Origin of the sequence: Photobacterium profundum (genome assembly GCF_003026285.1) — a bacterium.
GTDB lineage: Bacteria > Pseudomonadota > Gammaproteobacteria > Enterobacterales > Vibrionaceae > Photobacterium > Photobacterium profundum.
Genome location: NZ_PYOD01000023.1, coordinates 1 through 16,874, shown reverse-complemented (window position 1 = coordinate 16,874; position 16,874 = coordinate 1). Strand labels below are relative to the sequence as shown.

The window sequence follows — 16,874 nt, the reverse complement described above, 5'->3', positions numbered from 1 at the left end:
AGATCCTATGAAATCATCAATTTTAGTTAAATTAGAAACCCTGGTTGAGCGTTACGAAGAAATTCAACATTTGCTTGGCGACCCAGGCATTCTCAGTGATCAAAACAAGTTCCGAGCGTTGTCTAAAGAATACTCTCAGTTAGAAGACATTACGCAATGCTTCCAGGCTTATTTGGGCGCAAAAGATGATCTTGAAGCCGCAGAAGAAATGGCGAAAGAAGATGATCCTGAAATGCGTGAAATGGCACAAGAAGAAGTTAAAGAATCAAAAGCAAATATTCTTCGTCTTGAAGATGAACTTCAGGTGCTATTGATTCCTAAAGATCCTAACGATGATCGTAACTGTTTTGTTGAAATTCGTGCCGGTGCAGGTGGTGATGAAGCGGGTATTTTTGCGGGTGATTTATTCCGTATGTACAGTCGATATGCAGAGCGTCGTGGCTGGCGTATTGAAGTGATCAATGAAAACCGTTCCGAGCAGGGCGGTTACAAAGAAATGATTGCGAAGGTTAGTGGCGATGGCGCTTACGGCATATTGAAATTTGAGTCTGGTGGTCACCGTGTACAGCGTGTACCAGCGACAGAATCACAAGGCCGTGTCCACACTTCAGCATGTACTGTTGCGGTAATGCCTGAAATTCCTGAAGCGGAAATTCCTGAAATTAATACTGGCGATCTAAAAATAGATACGTTCCGTTCATCAGGCGCGGGTGGTCAGCACGTCAACACGACTGACTCTGCTATTCGTATTACTCACTTACCAACGGGTATTGTGGTTGAATGTCAGGATGAACGCTCACAGCATAAGAACAAAGCGAAGGCAATGTCTGTTCTTGCAGCACGTATTATTAAAGCTGAAGAAGAAAAACGACATGCAGAAGAAGCAAGCACGCGTCGTAATCTACTTGGTTCAGGTGATCGTTCAGACCGTATTCGTACGTATAACTATCCTCAGGGACGTGTATCGGACCACCGTATCACCTTAACCCTTTATCGTTTGAATGAAGTGATGGAAGGGGATCTGGATAGCTTGATTCAACCTGTTATTCAAGAACACCAAGCAGACGAACTGGCTGCGATGGCAGAGCAAAACTAATGCCATTATGCATCGATGCTTTGTTAAAACAGGCAACGTTGCAGTTAACCAAGGCGGGCTCTGATAGCCCGCAATTGGATGCCGCAGTATTGCTTTGCCATGTGTTAGATAAACCTCGCAGTTACTTGCTAACTTGGCCTGAAAAAGAGCCAAGTGATGAGCAATTCACGCTATTTGAGGCGCTTCTTGCTCGACGTATTACGGGGGAGCCTGTCGCATATATCTTAGGTGAACGTGAGTTTTGGTCGCTGCCTTTAAAGGTTTCCCCCTTTACGTTAATCCCTCGTCCTGATACCGAGCGCTTGGTTGAGGTGGCATTAGAGAAAATACCCACTCAGGCATGTACAGTTCTTGATTTAGGTACGGGGACGGGTGCGATTGCTTTAGCGATTGCGTCTGAGCGTAATGATGCTCAGGTTACAGGGATAGACTTACGTCCTGAAGCCGCTGAACTTGCTGCTGAAAATGGTCAACGTCTTAATATACAGAATGCGCGTTTTTTAGCGGGTAGTTGGTATACTCCGCTTGCTAGCGATGAGCTCTTTGCAGTGATTGTGAGTAACCCCCCTTATATTGATGCAGCAGACCCGCATTTGGTGTTGGGTGATGTACGCTTTGAACCGAAAACGGCATTGATTGCAGATGACAATGGATTAGCTGATATTCAAATTATCAGTGAGCAAGGTCGACAACATTTGCAAACAGGTGGCTGGTTGCTAATGGAACACGGTTTCGAACAGGGTGAAGCTGTACGGCACATTTTACAGGAACTGGGTTATCACCTGGTCTCAACCGCGCAAGACTATGCGGGGCTCGATCGAGTCACCCTAGGTTGCTGGCAAGGATAGAGAGAAAATATTATGTATGAATCAGTAAAGCACCTTCACTTCGTCGCTATTGCACTGAGTGTATCTTTGTTTATTGTTCGTTATTGTTTGATGATGGCGAACTCTCCGTTACTGGGAAAGAAATTCCTGAAAATCACCCCTCACGCGGTGGATACAGTGTTACTGCTAACGGGGGTCGGGCTGATATTTATTACCGGTTTTATGCCTTTTACTGCTGGTGGTGGTTGGTTAACTGAAAAAATCACGTGTGTATTTGCTTATATTGCATTAGGTGTTTTCACATTACACGTGGGTAAGAATAAAGTATTTAAAACATTCGCATTTTTTGGCGCATTAGGCTGGATAGTACTAGCGGCTAAGCTTGCGGTATTGAAAACACCACTTCTGGGATAATCATGTTGCAGTTTAATGATGACGAGTTAGACCAAATGACGTTGGTGGAAGGTGCTTTAGAGATCACCTCGGTTATTGATCCTAGTTTTCCGGCTGCCAGAATTCGCCAACAGTTGAAGCAACTGGCAAAAGAAGCTGAACATGCCTTGATGGATGAGCCGAACCCTCATTTACGTTTGGAAGGGTTAATTCGACTCTTTTACAGAGAGTGGGGGTTTCAGGGGGATCAGCAACAGTATTTTTCTTCTGAAAATGCATTACTGGATAAAGTGCTTGAGCGCAAAAAAGGGATCCCTGTCAGTCTTGGTGCTATTTTCTTATATTTAGCCCGTCATCTTGAACTGCCCGTGAGCAGTGTTGGTTTTCCTACTCAATATATTTTAAAAGTTGATTGGTATGATGGTGAGCAGCAGTTCATTAATCCTTTTGATGGCGAATATATTAGCTTGCGTACATTGCGTGGTTGGCTAATTGGTTATAAAGGACCATTTTGTGAACTGAAAGATGAGCACTTAGCGACCGCAGATAATAAAGATATTCTCGCGCGTTGGTTAACGGTATTAAAAAGTGCCCTTTTGCGAGAAGAACATTATACCGATGCTTTGCGTTGTAGTGATCTTGCATTATCTTTACGCCCAGATGATCCCCATGAAATTAGAGATCGTGGTTATATCTATCAGCAATTAGACTGTAGCCATGCAGCAGCAACAGATTACGCTTATTTTATTGAGCAATGCCCTGAAGATCCAGCGGCTGAATTGCTTAAGTTACAGGTTCAAGCGCTTAATGAAGAGCCTTTAACCCTGCACTAATTAAAACGAGAAGATAAACATGATGGAACAAAAAACTGTTCGCGTTGGTGATATTGATGTAGCTAACGACAAGCCTTTTGTCTTGTTCGGTGGTATGAACGTACTAGAGTCTCGCGATCTTGCTATGAAGATCTGTGAGCATTATGTTGAAGTAACCAACAAGCTAGGCATTCCATTCGTATTCAAAGCCTCTTTTGATAAAGCAAACCGCTCATCAGTGCACTCATACCGTGGTCCTGGTATGGAAGAAGGTTTGAAAATTTTTCAAGAGTTGAAAGATACGTTTGGCGTTAAAATCATCACTGATATTCATGAGATTTATCAAGCTCAGCCTGTTGCTGATGTTGTTGATGTTATTCAGCTTCCTGCTTTTCTTGCCCGCCAGACAGATCTAGTTGAAGCGATGGCAAAAACTGGTGCCGTGATTAATGTGAAAAAACCACAATATATGAGCCCTGGTCAAGTCGGTAACATTGTTGAGAAATTCGCTGAATGTGATAACGAGAATGTGATTCTTTGCGAGCGTGGTGCGCTGCATGGCTACGATAACCTTGTTGTTGATATGCTTGGTTTCGATGTAATGAAAAAAGCATCAAAAGGTAGCCCAATCATCTTTGACGTAACGCATGCACTACAATGCCGTGATCCATTAGGTGCAGCATCTGGTGGTCGTCGTGAGCAAACCGTTGATCTGGCTCGTTCAGGTATTGCGACGGGTATTGCGGGTCTATTTATGGAAGCGCACCCAACACCAGACCAAGCTCGTTGTGATGGTCCTTCTGCTTTCCCATTGGATAAGCTAGAACCATTCCTAAACCAGATCAAGCAGCTTGATGACTTGATCAAGGGTTTTGAGGCGATTGAAATTAATTAAGTCGTCTACTGTGTAGAGAGTTGATTAACAAGAAAGGCTAAGCAGAATATTCTGCTTAGCCTTTTTTGTTTCTATTTTAAACGATTTAGTGTGTTTATATAAAATATCACCAATATAACAAAATTGGTTGATTTCACTAGTTGGCAATCTATTTGTGGATGTATGACTTATTCGTGTGGGGAATATTGGCTGATACAACCATATGGTTGCTGGTAATGGGGTGATATCTGTCGTGTCACATTTTTGATATTAAATACTGCTACTCCATGCTTAGGCGATAGTAAATTTTGAATTAGTAGGGTGTAGCGTGTCATTATCTCAAGGAATACCATCAAGTAATATATCGACTGGCCAGAGTCGCTGGAACCGTCATGATACAAGCTGGATGCTGAGCTTATTTGGAACAGCTGTTGGTGCTGGTATTCTTTTCTTACCTATTAATATTGGTGCTGGTGGCTTTTGGCCTTTGGTCGTAATGGCGTTGCTGGCAGGGCCAATGACGTTTTTTGCTCATCGTGGTTTAGCGCGCTTTGTATTGTCTTCATCTCAAGCGAATACTGATTTTACCAATGTTGTTGAAGAGCATTTTGGTGTGTCAACCGGTCGTATTATTTCCGTTCTGTATTTCTTATCTATTTTCCCCATTTTATTGATCTATGGGGTTGGGCTAACTAATACCGTTGATAGTTTTATTGTTAATCAGCTTGGTATGTCTTCACCTTCACGCATTGTACTATCTGGTATCTTGGTATTCGGTATGATTTCGGTGATGCTGGCTGGTGAAAAGTTTATGCTAAAAGTATTTGAAGTTATTGTGTATCCATTAGCATTTATTTTAGCGGGCTTATCATTATATTTGGTGCCTAGTTGGCACTTACCTGAAATGTCGAATACATTCGATATTGGCCAATTATCAACAACATTATGGTTAGCTATTCCTGTTACTGTTTTTGCTTTTAGTCATGCTGCAGCCATTTCTAGCTTTGCTGGTGCGCAGCGTCGTCATTATGGTGATAATGCCTTACCTAAAACGGAGAAAATCTTAAAGCGTACGTCAGTTATGTTGATTTCTTTTGTACTGTTTTTTGTTTTTTCATGTGTATTGAGTTTGAGCTCTGAACAATTACTTGAAGCTAAAATACAGAATGTTTCAGTGTTATCGTATTTAGCCAATGTACATGATAGCCAATTTATTGTTGCACTTGGGCCATTAATTGCGTTTATTGCCATTTCATCTTCATTTTTAGGGCACTTTCTTGGTGCTCGCGAAAGCTTAAATGGACTATTGCAAAAGCAAACTCGATTCAGTAATAAAAATATGGATCGCTTGGGGATTATTTTTATGTTCTTTTGTATTTGGGGCGCAGCAGTATTAAACCCAAGTATTCTAGGCATGATGGAGGCATTTTCTGGGCCGATTATTGCCATGATTTTGTTTGTAATGCCAATGGTCGCGGTATATAAAATAGAGGTATTAAAGCAGTATCGCCATCATTTTAGTACGTACTTTATTTTAATCATGGGGCTATTGGCAGTGTCAGCAATAGTCTTTAATTTGGTTTAACGTCACTTACTATGTTGTTTTAAAAAAGGCTTACCAAAGAGGTAAGCCTTTTCTGTGTTTGTCTTATCTTGAAATGTATTTCTACAGTTTAAAGCGACTAATTTCTTGCTGTAGTTCATGAGATAAGTTTGAAAGCTCAGCTGCTTGCTGTGCAGCTTGGTCTGCTTCTACTGCTAGTTCGTTAGACACGTCGCGGATCCCTTCCGTATTACGTGTGATCTCGGCAGTTACAGATGACTGTTCTTCAGCTGCAGATGCAATCTGAGTTGCCATATCACTGATATTTGTTACCGCCGTATTAATTTGCGATAGGCTAGCAGACGCTGAATTAGCATCATCAACACTTGTTTCAGCAAGGTGACGGCTATCTTCCATAATACCAACAGCGCGACCGGTCGTTTGCTGCAAGGTTTCAATCATTTGTTGAATTTCTTGAGTCGAAGCGTGAGTGCGTTGACTTAATACACGCACTTCATCAGCAACGACAGCAAAACCACGACCTTGCTCACCAGCACGTGCAGCTTCAATAGCTGCATTGAGTGCCAGTAAGTTCGTCTGTTCTGCAATTCCTTGAATCGTTGAAAGAATCGTATTGATACTTTGTGCATGTGTATTCAACTCACCAATAACTTGCGTTGCTGTCTCAACTTCACCCGCAAGGCTACTGATTGATTGCTGACTTTGTTTTACTTGCGTTGCACCATGTTCAGAGACTTCAACCGTTTCACCTGAGGTTTTCGCGGTATTATCAGCATTACCAGCTATTTCTTGGGTTGCCGCCGCCATTTCATTTATTGCGGTTGCGACCATGTTGATTTCGTCTTGCTGGTGCTGAATGCGAGTACTACGCTCTTCCGCTTGAGAAGCTGTTATGTGTGATTGTTGGTTAAGAGAAGCTGACACTTCACTTAAACGGCTCACCATACCGTGCATATTGCCGACAAAGCGGTTGAAGTTATGCGCGAGCTGACCGACTTCGTCATCACTACGTGGTTCAAGACGTTGAGTCAGATCGCCTTCACCTGTCGCAATCTTTGCCAATGCATCTGAAACGCGGCTCAAATCACGGAATAGGAAGCCGACAAGCGAGGCAACTGCACCCACTACCATGAGTGTGATAATAATAGACGTAATGATTAGCTGACGAAGTAGTGAAGCATGGCTCGCTTCCTCTGTCGCTTGGTCCATTTCAAGGCCCATGATCCAGTCTGTACCGGGTACATTCGTGAAATACAGTAGTTTGGCTTTACCTTGAATCGTCACATCTTCTATGCGGTTGTCTTGAATAGCTGATTCAATTGCCGGCATGCTAATTTCTTTGCTGTAATTGTTAATTGGCTTTAACAGTAGCGATTTATTCGGATGCGCTAGAAAGGTGCCATCTTGCTTGTTGATTAGCATTGCGTAGGCGTTGTCACCGGCCTCAAGACTAATGACGTCATTGATCAGTTGATCAATTAGCACGTCTGCACCGACAACCCCAATAAACTTACCATTTTTATTTACTGGTTCGGCAATTGTAATTAGCAGTGAATTCGTAATGGCATCAAGGTATGCCGTTGTAATAATTTGTTTGCCTGCATTTTGCGCATCGCGATACCAAGGGCGAGTGCGTGGATCATAGTCTGCACGGTTACGCTCAGGGTGTGAACGGAACATGCCACCTGTAGGGGTACCTAGAAAAATGTCGTCAAACCCACCCGCTTTACGGGCTTGTTGTAAAAAAGGAACAACATTCTCTTCTGTGCTGTAGTCATTAAATGCACTCGCGATATCGGTTCGAATCGATACCCAATTGGAGATCCCTTCAGTTGCAGCAGCTGACAAGCTTTCCGCTCGCGCATAAACACCACTACGAGTTTGGTCGAATAATTGATTTGCAGCTAACCAAGTCAACGCTGTTGCCATAACAACAACAGCCGATAAGCTGGCACCAATGAGTTTTTGTTTTAATGATAATTTCATTTTTGGTCTCAGAGGAAAAATGGAGTAATTCAAAATAAGGTGGCGAAGTTTATAGCTATTATTTACATTTTGCACGTTAAACTAGCAAGCATTTATAGTTTATAAAATCAATACGTTGTTATGCTTTTTATTTGACGCATTTGGCATAACCGTCAAATAAATGGCGAGATTTGAGCATAAAAAAGCCGATGCATATAAGTATCGGCTTTTTTAGGGTTATTTATGTCATTTTATTCATAGCTTGAACTGTTTTATCTCTTGCTGCAGTTGATGTGATAGTTCAGATAATTCAGCTGCTTGTTGGGCGGCTTCCGTTGCTTCAATGGCTAGTTCGTTAGAAACATCACGAATACCGACCGTATTGCGAGTGATTTCTTCTGTTACCGAAGATTGCTCTTCAGCCGCCGAGGCAATCTGAGTAGCCATGTCGCTGATGTTGACTACTGCTGAATTGATTTGAGATAAACTGTCGGAAGAGGCTGTCGCATCTTCAACCGTTGCTTCTGCTAATTGGCGGCTATCCCCCATGATACCCACAGCATGAGTGGTTGTTCGTTGTAATGTTTCAATCATTTGCTGAATTTCTTGTGTTGACGCGTGGGTGCGCTGGCTAAGTACGCGTACTTCATCAGCAACGACAGCAAAGCCTCGTCCTTGCTCTCCTGCTCGTGCCGCTTCAATCGCCGCATTTAATGCGAGTAAATTAGTCTGCTCAGCAATACCCTGAATAGTCGATAAAATGGTATTGATACTTTGTGCGTGGGTATTTAATTCTTCAATAACCTCGGTGGCGGTTTTAACGTCTGTCGCTAAATTGGCTATTGACCCTTGGCTTTGGTGAACCTGTGCTGCCCCGTGTTCAACGACTGTGACAGTTTCACTCGATGTTTTTGCTGTATTTTCAGCATTATGGGCGATCTCTTGCGTTGCTGCCGCCATTTCATTAATGGCTGTTGCGACCATATTAATTTCATCTTGCTGGTGCTGAATACGCGTGCTGCGTTCTTCTGCCTGTGCTGCGGTTGTATGTGACTGTTGGTTGAGTGATGCAGATACCTTGTTTAATTGTTTGACCATGGTATGCATATTGCTCACAAAGCGATTGAAGTTAATGGCAAGCTGACCGACTTCATCATCACTATTGGGCTCCAAGCGCTGAGTCAAATCACCTTTTCCATTGGCTATTTCTGCTAAGGCTTGAGAGACACGAACCAAATCGCGGAACAAATAGTTAATTAACCAAGAAACAAAGAGCATGGCCAACAATGTTGCAATGGTTCCTGTCATAATTAGTTGGCGCAATAAACGTTGATGACTGGCTTCTTCTGTATCGCGATCCATTTCAACGGCGAATAACCAGTTGCTATTGGCGATAGCATCAAAGTAAACAAGTTTGTCTTTGCCTTGCTGCTGGTAGATTTCAATGCTCTTATTCTGTATAGCTGCATCAATTGCGGTTGGTGTTAATTCTGGAGCTACACTGGTAAATTTATTCATAATTAAATTGGGAGCAGGGTAGGCAAGAATTTGACCTTTATTGGTCAGTAACATTGCATGGGCACTGTCGCCAACATCGTAATTGTTAATATTATTCTGTAATGAATTTAATGGGATATCAGCCCCTATCACACCAGATTTTTGCCCGTTTATATAAATGGGTACCGAAAAAGTAATCATTGTTTTCCCATTATCAGCACCTATGTAAGGTGATGAAACAATGACGTCGTTAGCATTTAAGGCTTTGCTATACCATTCTCGTTGTCGGGCATCAAAACCTTTAAGTGCGGTGTTTTGTCCGGCAATAAATAGCTGACCCGTTAAGTCGGCATAAAATACATCGTTAAATTTTCCAATCTGTTTTGCTTGAAGCATTGCTGGCTGTAATAGCGATATATCCGTTACTTTAGATGTACTTTGAATGATGAGTTTATGGTCATCAAGCCAAGAACCAATGCTATCTGTAGCAATATTGGTGAGGCTTATTGCACGGGAGTAAATGCCATTTCTCGTTTGTGAAAAAAGTTCTTGTGAGGCAAGCCAGATCAGACTTGTCGCTATAATGCTAATAGCAATGAGTATTGAGCCTATTAACTTTGTTTTGAGGGTTAATTTCATTTTAAATTTTTTATATGGTATTGGTGACGGTATATTACATGTTCTATACAATATAAGCACCTTGCTGTGTATGTCGGTGAGGAAAAATTCATTGATATGTGAATTGACGAAGAGCCGTGTTGTCGATATGACCAGTAACAATCGTTTATTTAGATGTTTAGACGTCTAGAAGTTGACACGTATAGATGGAAGTTTTAGTCTATGACAAATTCTAAAATAGATGTCCTGTAGTCATCATGTCGAACACAACACAACAATCTACCATTAAGCCATCAGCACTTGCACTGTTGCCTTTAGGCGTGTTTCTAACCCTCTTTATTGGTGTTGGAACTTACTTAACTATGCAAGGTGTCGACTTTGCCTTTTACCAGTTGCCAGCTCCTGTTGCTGCATTACCTGCGATCGTTATTGCGCTGCTACTGAGCAAAGAAAAATTAAATAAAGCAATCGAGCAGTTTTTACGTGGTGTCGGTCATAGCGACATCATTGCAATGTGTATGATTTATCTATTAGCCGGTGCTTTTGCTGCTGTTGCTAAGGCAACGGGAGGCGTGGATGCGACCGTTAATCTTGGTCTTTCAATGATTCCTGCAAGTATGATCTTACCGGGTATTTTTGTGATATCTGCTTTCATCGCAACTGCAATGGGTACTTCTATGGGTACGATTGCGGCAGTTGCGCCTGTGGCTCTGGGGTTAGCTCAAGCAGCAGGAATGGATGTCGCGCTAACGGCTGGTGTTGTACTGAGTGGTGCGATGTTTGGTGATAACTTATCCATTATTTCTGATACGACTATTGCCTCTACCCGTTCGCAGGGCTGTCAGATGAAAGACAAGTTCCGCGAGAATATTCGCATTGCTTTACCTGCTGCAATTGTTGCTATTTTGGTGTTCGCATTTAGTAGCACTGTTACTGAAGTACCTGCAGCGAGTGATATTGAATGGTTAAAAGTATTGCCTTACATTACGATTTTAGTGTTGGCGGTATCGGGTCTGAATGTGTTCGTGGTGCTGGGTATCGGTATCTTGTTAGCGGGTGGTATTGGCCTTGTGTCGGTTGACGACTATAGTTTATCGACGTACGCAAAAGACATCTATGCTGGCTTCGGCAATATGCAAGAAATCTTCTTACTGTCCATGCTTATTGGCGGTATCAGTGAGCTAATGCGCCAACAAGGTGGCCTTGCGTATTTAACGCAAATGATTAGCCGTATTATTCGAGTATTTAGTAAAGATCACTCGCAAGGACAAAACCTACGAGCAAGTGAGTTCGGCATTGCAGGTTTGGTTGGTTTAACGAATGTTTGTACTGCTAATAACACGGTAGCGATTATTGTTTCAGGTGGCGTTGCACGTGAACTAGCTGAAGAGAATGGTGTAACGCCTCGTCGTAGCGCAAGTTTACTCGATATATTCTCTTGTGTGGTTCAGGGCGTTCTACCTTACGGTGCTCAAGCATTATTATTGGGGTCGGTATTTGGTTTATCGCCACTTGAAGTGGTTAGCCACTCTTATTATTGTTTCTTCTTAGCGATTGCTGCCGTTATTGCGGTTTTATTGAAGCACCCTAACCGTCAATTAGCGAATGCTTAACGGTTAATGACATTGTACTGTTTTCATTAATTAACAGTATTTATAGAAATATCAAAAGCTCTGCATTTGCGGAGCTTTTTTATGCGTGTTGCGTATGTCGCGTAATTTTTGCATTTATGTAAAGTGATCCACCCAACATATTGATGATATGAATCCGCAACTGCTGATGAATTAACTTAGACTGACGCAAGTTAAATTCTGCATGCCTTGTTAATAATCAATAACAAGGGAGTGCAGGCAGTGGAATAAAATCAATAAAAACGATTAAGGTGGAAACCATGAAGCAACGCCTATTTGCCAAAACAGCATTGAGCGCAGCTTTGCTTGCAGTACTTTCTGGTTGTGCAAGCCAAGCTGATATCGCCTCACCAGCATGGGATGCTGATAAAACGTATAAGATCACTATTCTTCATACCAACGATCATCATGGTCGTTTCTGGCAGAATAAAAACGGTGAGTACGGAATGGCAGCGCGTAAAACGCTGTTAGATGAATTGCGCACGGAAGTGCAAGCTGAAGGCGGTACAGCATTGCTTCTATCTGGTGGTGATATTAACACCGGTGTACCAGAATCTGATCTACAAGACGCAGAGCCTGATTTTAAAGGCATGAATATGCTGGGTTATGATGCAATGGCATTAGGTAATCATGAATTTGATAACCCGCTTGATGTACTGCGTAAGCAAGAAGCGTGGGCTGAATTCCCAATGCTATCAGCAAATATTTATGATAAGGAAACTGGTAAACGTTTATTCCAGCCTTACCAAATCTTTGAACAGCAAGGGATTAAAATTGCAGTCATTGGTTTAACGACCGAAGATACGGCGAAAATTGGTAATCCAGAATATATCAGCGGTATTGATTTCCGTGATCCTAAAGCAGAGGCTAAAAAGTTAATTGCTGAGCTAAAAGAAACAGAAAACCCTGATGTGATTATTGCTGCAACGCATATGGGCCATTATGAAAATGGCAACCGTGGTGTGAATGCGCCTGGTGATGTAGCGTTAGCACGCTATGTTGATGAAGGTGATTTGGACATGATTGTAGGCGGCCACTCGCAAGAGCCCGTTTGTATGGAAGGTCCAAATATGTACAACAAAAACTTCAAACCAGGTGAGGCTTGTCAGCCAGACCAACAAAATGGTACGTGGATTGTTCAAGCTCACGAATGGGGTAAGTATGTTGGTCGTGCAGATTTTGAATTCCAAAACGGCGAACTGGAAATGGTTAGCTATAACCTGATCCCTGTTAATTTGAAGAAAAAAGTGAAAATGCCTGATGGATCTAAAAAGCGCGTCTTTATTCAAGATGAAATCGCTGAAGATCAAGATGTACTGTCTTTCTTAACGCCATATCAAGAAAAAGGTCAGGATCAACTTAACATTAAAATTGCCAAGTCTAACGGCAAGTTAGAAGGTGATCGTAGTGTTGTTCGTTTCGAGCAGACGAACCTTGGTCGTTTGATCGCAGCTTCTCACATGCAGCGTGCCAAAGCAGACTTTGCTGTCATGAACTCTGGCGGTGTGCGTGATTCTATCGAGGCCGGTGATATCACGTATAAAGATGTGTTAACGGTTCAGCCATTTGGCAATATCGTAACTTACACCGACATGACGGGCGCAGAAATCCTAGATTACTTAAATGTTGTGGCAACAAAACCTGTTGATTCTGGTGCTTATGCGCAGTTTTATGGCATTTCTATGGTTGTAGAGCAGGGTAAAGTGCATGACGTTAAGATTGGTGCTAAAGCATTAGATCTTAATGCGACATACCGTTTTACTATCCCAAGCTTCAATGCTGCAGGTGGCGATGGTTACCCTAAAATTGCTGACCATAGTGGTTACGTGAATACTGGTTTTGTAGATGCAGAAGTCTTGAAAGAGTTCCTGCAAGCTAACAGCCCTATTGATGTAAACGCTTATGCACCAAAAGGTGAAATCGTTTATAAATAAACGCTATACAGATTAATGAGAGCGGCATCCTATTGGCTTTTTACTACTATAAGTATTAAGCCGTAGGGTGTCGTTTTTTATATCTTACTGTTGTAATTGTTTGCCGTTGTGCTTGGATAGAGTGGCTCTCTTTACTGGTCTTTACTGGTGTTGATTGGTGGTAAGGCATATAGTAAATGGCTTAAGCATCGTCATTCACCATAAGGGAGTCAGCGATAATGACACCAGCAATAGAGCTAGCCAAAAAAAGAGGGATTCACTTTAATGTTCATCAATATGAGCATGATCCTGCCAATACTAACTTTGGTCTAGAAGCTGCTGAAGTGTTAGGTCAAAACCCGAATCTTGTTTTCAAAACATTACTATTTTCGCTTAATGGCGATCCAAAAAAATTGGCGGTAGCCATCGTTCCAGTATCTGGCATGTTGGATTTAAAAGCAGCTGCAAAAGCGGCGGGTGGAAAGAAAGCTGAAATGGCTGATCCGCAGATTGCAGAAAAAACAACGGGCTATATCGTGGGGGGAATTAGTCCATTAGGGCAAAAGAAGCGGCTACCTACTTTTTTAGATTCATCAGCCCAGCAGTTAAAAACCATTTGTGTGAGCGCAGGGCGTCGCGGCTTAGAAATTGAACTTGCACCTAACGATTTATTGTCGCTAACGTCTGGTCAGTTTGCTTTGATTGCAAAAGAGTAGCGGAAAATAGATGAAGAGTCATAACCTCAATTTATTACGTACCTTACAAGTGCTGCTCGAAGAGTGCCATGTTAGTCGTACTGCAGAGCGTTTACATATTACCCAATCGGCAGTGAGTCGACAGTTAACCCAATTGCGTGAGGTATTTAACGATACCTTGCTAATACGTGAGGGGAATCGATTATTGCTGACACCACGTGCAGAAGCGTTAAAACTGAAGTTAGATTCCCTGTTGGCTGGGTGTGATAGTTTGTTTGAGCCCGTTACCTTTCAACCAGAATGTTGGCAAGGTAAAGTGGTGCTATCGTCTTCTGATTATGTCGCGCAATACATTCTTCCCGAGGTGGTTGAGCATTTGCGCGAGCACGCTCCACTCGTTAGCGTCGTTTATCAACTGTGGTCACCCAAACAGTTTGAACAATTAGCTGAACTCGATATTCAATTTGTTTCTACTATGCTATCTGCTATTCCTGATGGTTTATGCGGTGAACCTATTGGGGCTGACTATCCTGTGTGTGTGATGCGTTCTGATCACCCACTAGCGACGGAAGATACACTGCAATTAAATGATTTTTTGTCTTATGATCATGCATCAGTGACTGGTGGGGGAGATAAAGATAGCTTTGTTGATAGGTGTTTAGCTGAAAAAGGATTAAGTCGACGAGTTAAGCTTTCGGTCCCTTTTTTTACTTCAGCACTTAACACTATTTGTCGCTCTGATATGTTATTGGTGATCCCTGAGCATATTGCCGTGAATATGAAGCAACTCTTTCCTATTACCTATTTCCCTCTGCCTATATCTGTGCCCGAGCATAAATATTGGTTACTTTGGCACCCTAAATATAATAATGAACCGTCCCATCAGTGGATGCGAACATTACTTTTAACCACGATGCGAAGCTCTATGTATTCAATGCCTATGATTAATAGTCATGAGGGAGATGAATTGTTTTGATTTCTAATTATGACCATTGCTTGTTAATTTATCGCCATGCAAGAGGAGCAAAAGCATGACACTGAGTATTTGGTTTTCATTATTAATGATTTGTATGTTGGGGGCTATGTCGCCGGGGCCAAGTTTAGCGGTTGTGGCTAAACATAGCCTTGCGAGCGGAAGGCTACATGGTATTGTTACATCGTGGGCGCATGCTATCGGTGTTGGTGTGTATGCATTACTCACCTTATTAGGCTTAGCGGTAGTATTAAAGCAATCACCTACTGTATTTACATTTATTTCTTATGCAGGGGCTGCTTATTTAGCTTACCTTGGGGTAAATGCGCTGCGCTCGAAAGGTGGTGTGGCAGCGAAACTCTCTGCGGGTAAAAAAGCACGCTTACGTGAAGCGGCCCGTGATGGTTTGATGATTTCATTGTTAAACCCCAAGCTGGCTTTATTCTTTTTAGCGCTATTCAGTCAGTTTGTTGCTGTTGGTACTGAAATAACCAGCCGTTCCATTATTGTAGCCACACCATTACTGGTCGATGGTTTATGGTATACCTTTATTGCTTTTGTATTATCGAACCCGAAAGTATTGGATAAGTTGCGTACTAAAGCTCAATTGATCGACCAATTATCAGGTGTTGTACTCATTCTTTTGGCTATTCGTGTAGTTGTTCAAGCATAGATAGCAGTGAAAGGCATTTAAATATATAAATTCATACAGTAAAAAGGCTATCTGGAATATTACTCAGAAAGCCTTTTTTATTGAATCCAGCTTTAACCCAAGCCTTAATGTTGGCGCTTTTGATGCTTCTCACGGTTATCGAGTTTTTTGGCTGGGCTTTTCTTTAGCATTACATACATTGCACCGCTACCGCCGTGCTGTCGAAGTGCTGAGTGAAAACACATAATGTCAGATATTTGCTCTAACCATGTTGCGACATGACTCTTCATCATTGCTGGTGGATCAGAGCGCTCACCTTTGCCATGAATGATAATAACAGTACGAATATCCATGCCTTGGCATTGTTTTAGAAATTGTAGAATTTCATCTCGTGCCTGTTTTAAGGTTTTACGGTGAAGATCTAAGCGAGCTTGTATCTCGTATTTTCCAAGTCTGAGTTTTTTAAATACACCTTCTTGAACACCATCTCGTTTGAACTCAATAATATCTTCAGGCTTTCGCATTATGACATTATCAAGTGATAAATATTCAGGATCACTTTCAGTAAGGGTTTGAGCTGCTATTTGACGTACTAAATGTGTTTCTGTTATTTGATACTTTTGAGTAATTGCAACTTGATCTTGTTCGAGTGGTGAAACATCGGCCATCATCTCTCGAAAGAGATCTAATTCATTATTATCTGACATGATGCTTTGGCGTTAAAGGGCGATGAAATGATTATACGAGTCAATCTGGGAAGGATAAAGATAAAATAAACCCAGGATCAATACCGACAAGTTGATCCTGGCGCAAGTAAAATATATTGCGAAATGGCTCTAGTGAGGAGAGGGTGCTGACAACACTTTGTAAACAAAGTAGCCGCCAAAAAATAGCATTAAACCCAGCGTAATAAAGATGACGATCATTGAAGAGAGCCCTACAGCGTTACCAAATAGAAGATCTAACCAAAAATCCATGTGCTTTCCTTAAAGTCGTGGGTTAGTGGCTACAAGATAATCAATGAATGAAAACGTTATGATGATTTAGATCAATGGTTGGCAAGATGTTTAATTTGTGTTTTTAATGATGTGTTTTAGATCACTTAAGTGACGGTGTTTCCTCTAGTTTGTGCGATTGATGAGCAACTGAATCTAGAATTAAAAAAAATGGCTTGTAAAACTTGCTTAATATCCCGTGCTGAGTATTATAGGCGACCTCAACAGCACTCCTGTTGATTATGTCGGTGAATAGCGCAGCTTGGTAGCGCATCTGGTTTGGGACCAGAGGGTCGGGGGTTCGAATCCCTCTTCACCGACCACTCTTATTTCTATTGGATGTAAGTCGGATAGAATGAATCTGGTAAG

At 42.0% G+C, this 16,874-nt stretch carries 15 protein-coding genes and 1 tRNA gene; 12 read left to right on the top strand and 4 right to left on the bottom strand.

Going from position 1 to position 16,874, the window contains the following annotated elements:
- Nucleotides 1-7 precede the first annotated feature (7 nt).
- From prfA to C9J48_RS25610, 6 genes are all read left to right on the top strand, one after another.
- Complete coding sequence (gene prfA / locus C9J48_RS25635) at nucleotides 8-1,096, top strand: peptide chain release factor 1 (protein ID WP_006232761.1); 1,089 nt, start codon at nucleotides 8-10, stop codon at nucleotides 1,094-1,096.
- The gene (gene prmC / locus C9J48_RS25630) at nucleotides 1,096-1,944 is read left to right on the top strand and encodes a peptide chain release factor N(5)-glutamine methyltransferase (RefSeq protein WP_006232762.1); all 849 of its coding nucleotides are present in this window, start codon (nucleotides 1,096-1,098) and stop codon (nucleotides 1,942-1,944) included. The genes prfA and prmC overlap by 1 nt, the downstream gene beginning before the upstream one ends.
- A 12-nt stretch (nucleotides 1,945-1,956) precedes the next feature.
- Nucleotides 1,957-2,337 carry a SirB2 family protein gene (locus C9J48_RS25625; protein ID WP_006232763.1) on the top strand — a complete coding sequence of 127 codons (381 nt, stop codon included), beginning with the start codon at nucleotides 1,957-1,959 and terminating at the stop codon, nucleotides 2,335-2,337.
- Between the two features lie 2 nt (nucleotides 2,338-2,339).
- The gene (locus C9J48_RS25620) at nucleotides 2,340-3,149 is read left to right on the top strand and encodes a SirB1 family protein (RefSeq protein ID WP_006232764.1); all 810 of its coding nucleotides are present in this window, start codon (nucleotides 2,340-2,342) and stop codon (nucleotides 3,147-3,149) included.
- A 19-nt stretch (nucleotides 3,150-3,168) separates the two neighbouring features.
- Nucleotides 3,169-4,023: a 3-deoxy-8-phosphooctulonate synthase gene (gene kdsA / locus C9J48_RS25615; protein WP_006232765.1), complete on the top strand. Its 855-nt coding sequence runs from the start codon at nucleotides 3,169-3,171 to the stop codon at nucleotides 4,021-4,023.
- A 307-nt stretch (nucleotides 4,024-4,330) separates the two neighbouring features.
- Entirely contained in the window at nucleotides 4,331-5,587 is a 1,257-nt protein-coding gene (locus C9J48_RS25610; protein WP_006232766.1) for an SLC5/6 family protein, read from the top strand.
- A gap of 81 nt (nucleotides 5,588-5,668) precedes the next feature.
- Here the strand turns inward: C9J48_RS25610 and C9J48_RS25605 are convergent, their stop codons facing one another.
- A complete protein-coding gene (locus C9J48_RS25605) occupies nucleotides 5,669-7,552 on the bottom strand; it encodes a methyl-accepting chemotaxis protein (RefSeq protein ID WP_006232767.1) in 1,884 nt (627 codons plus the stop codon).
- Nucleotides 7,553-7,786: 234 nt separating this feature from the next.
- Nucleotides 7,787-9,667, bottom strand: a complete 1,881-nt coding sequence (locus C9J48_RS25600; protein WP_006232768.1) for a methyl-accepting chemotaxis protein — start codon at nucleotides 9,665-9,667, stop codon at nucleotides 7,787-7,789.
- 236 nt (nucleotides 9,668-9,903) lie between these two features.
- On the opposite strand from C9J48_RS25600, the gene C9J48_RS25595 reads away from it, so the two are divergent.
- The 5 genes from C9J48_RS25595 to C9J48_RS25575 all read left to right on the top strand — a co-directional run bounded on the left by C9J48_RS25595 (nucleotide 9,904) and on the right by C9J48_RS25575 (nucleotide 15,531).
- Nucleotides 9,904-11,259 carry a Na+/H+ antiporter NhaC family protein gene (locus C9J48_RS25595; RefSeq protein ID WP_006232769.1) on the top strand — a complete coding sequence of 452 codons (1,356 nt, stop codon included), beginning with the start codon at nucleotides 9,904-9,906 and terminating at the stop codon, nucleotides 11,257-11,259.
- A gap of 278 nt (nucleotides 11,260-11,537) precedes the next feature.
- Nucleotides 11,538-13,211 (top strand): bifunctional UDP-sugar hydrolase/5'-nucleotidase UshA, encoded by a 1,674-nt coding sequence (ushA, locus tag C9J48_RS25590; protein WP_006232770.1) that lies wholly within the window; start codon nucleotides 11,538-11,540, stop codon nucleotides 13,209-13,211.
- A 218-nt stretch (nucleotides 13,212-13,429) separates the two neighbouring features.
- Entirely contained in the window at nucleotides 13,430-13,906 is a 477-nt protein-coding gene (ybaK, locus tag C9J48_RS25585) for a Cys-tRNA(Pro) deacylase (RefSeq protein WP_006232771.1), read from the top strand.
- Between the two features lie 10 nt (nucleotides 13,907-13,916).
- On the top strand, nucleotides 13,917-14,861 hold the full coding sequence (locus C9J48_RS25580) for a LysR family transcriptional regulator (RefSeq protein WP_006232772.1): 945 nt from the start codon (nucleotides 13,917-13,919) through the stop codon (nucleotides 14,859-14,861).
- 55 nt (nucleotides 14,862-14,916) lie between these two features.
- Nucleotides 14,917-15,531 carry a LysE family translocator gene (locus C9J48_RS25575; RefSeq protein WP_006232773.1) on the top strand — a complete coding sequence of 205 codons (615 nt, stop codon included), beginning with the start codon at nucleotides 14,917-14,919 and terminating at the stop codon, nucleotides 15,529-15,531.
- Between the two features lie 104 nt (nucleotides 15,532-15,635).
- Here C9J48_RS25575 and smrA read toward each other — a convergent pair whose 3' ends face one another.
- Nucleotides 15,636-16,217: a DNA endonuclease SmrA gene (gene smrA, locus C9J48_RS25570; protein WP_006232774.1), complete on the bottom strand. Its 582-nt coding sequence runs from the start codon at nucleotides 16,215-16,217 to the stop codon at nucleotides 15,636-15,638.
- A gap of 129 nt (nucleotides 16,218-16,346) precedes the next feature.
- The gene (locus tag C9J48_RS25565; RefSeq protein WP_006232775.1) at nucleotides 16,347-16,487 is read right to left on the bottom strand and encodes a DUF3149 domain-containing protein; all 141 of its coding nucleotides are present in this window, start codon (nucleotides 16,485-16,487) and stop codon (nucleotides 16,347-16,349) included.
- Nucleotides 16,488-16,751: 264 nt separating this feature from the next.
- Here C9J48_RS25565 and C9J48_RS25560 point away from each other — a divergent pair.
- Nucleotides 16,752-16,828 (top strand) — tRNA-Pro (locus C9J48_RS25560).
- The last annotated feature ends 46 nt before the right edge of the window (nucleotides 16,829-16,874 follow it).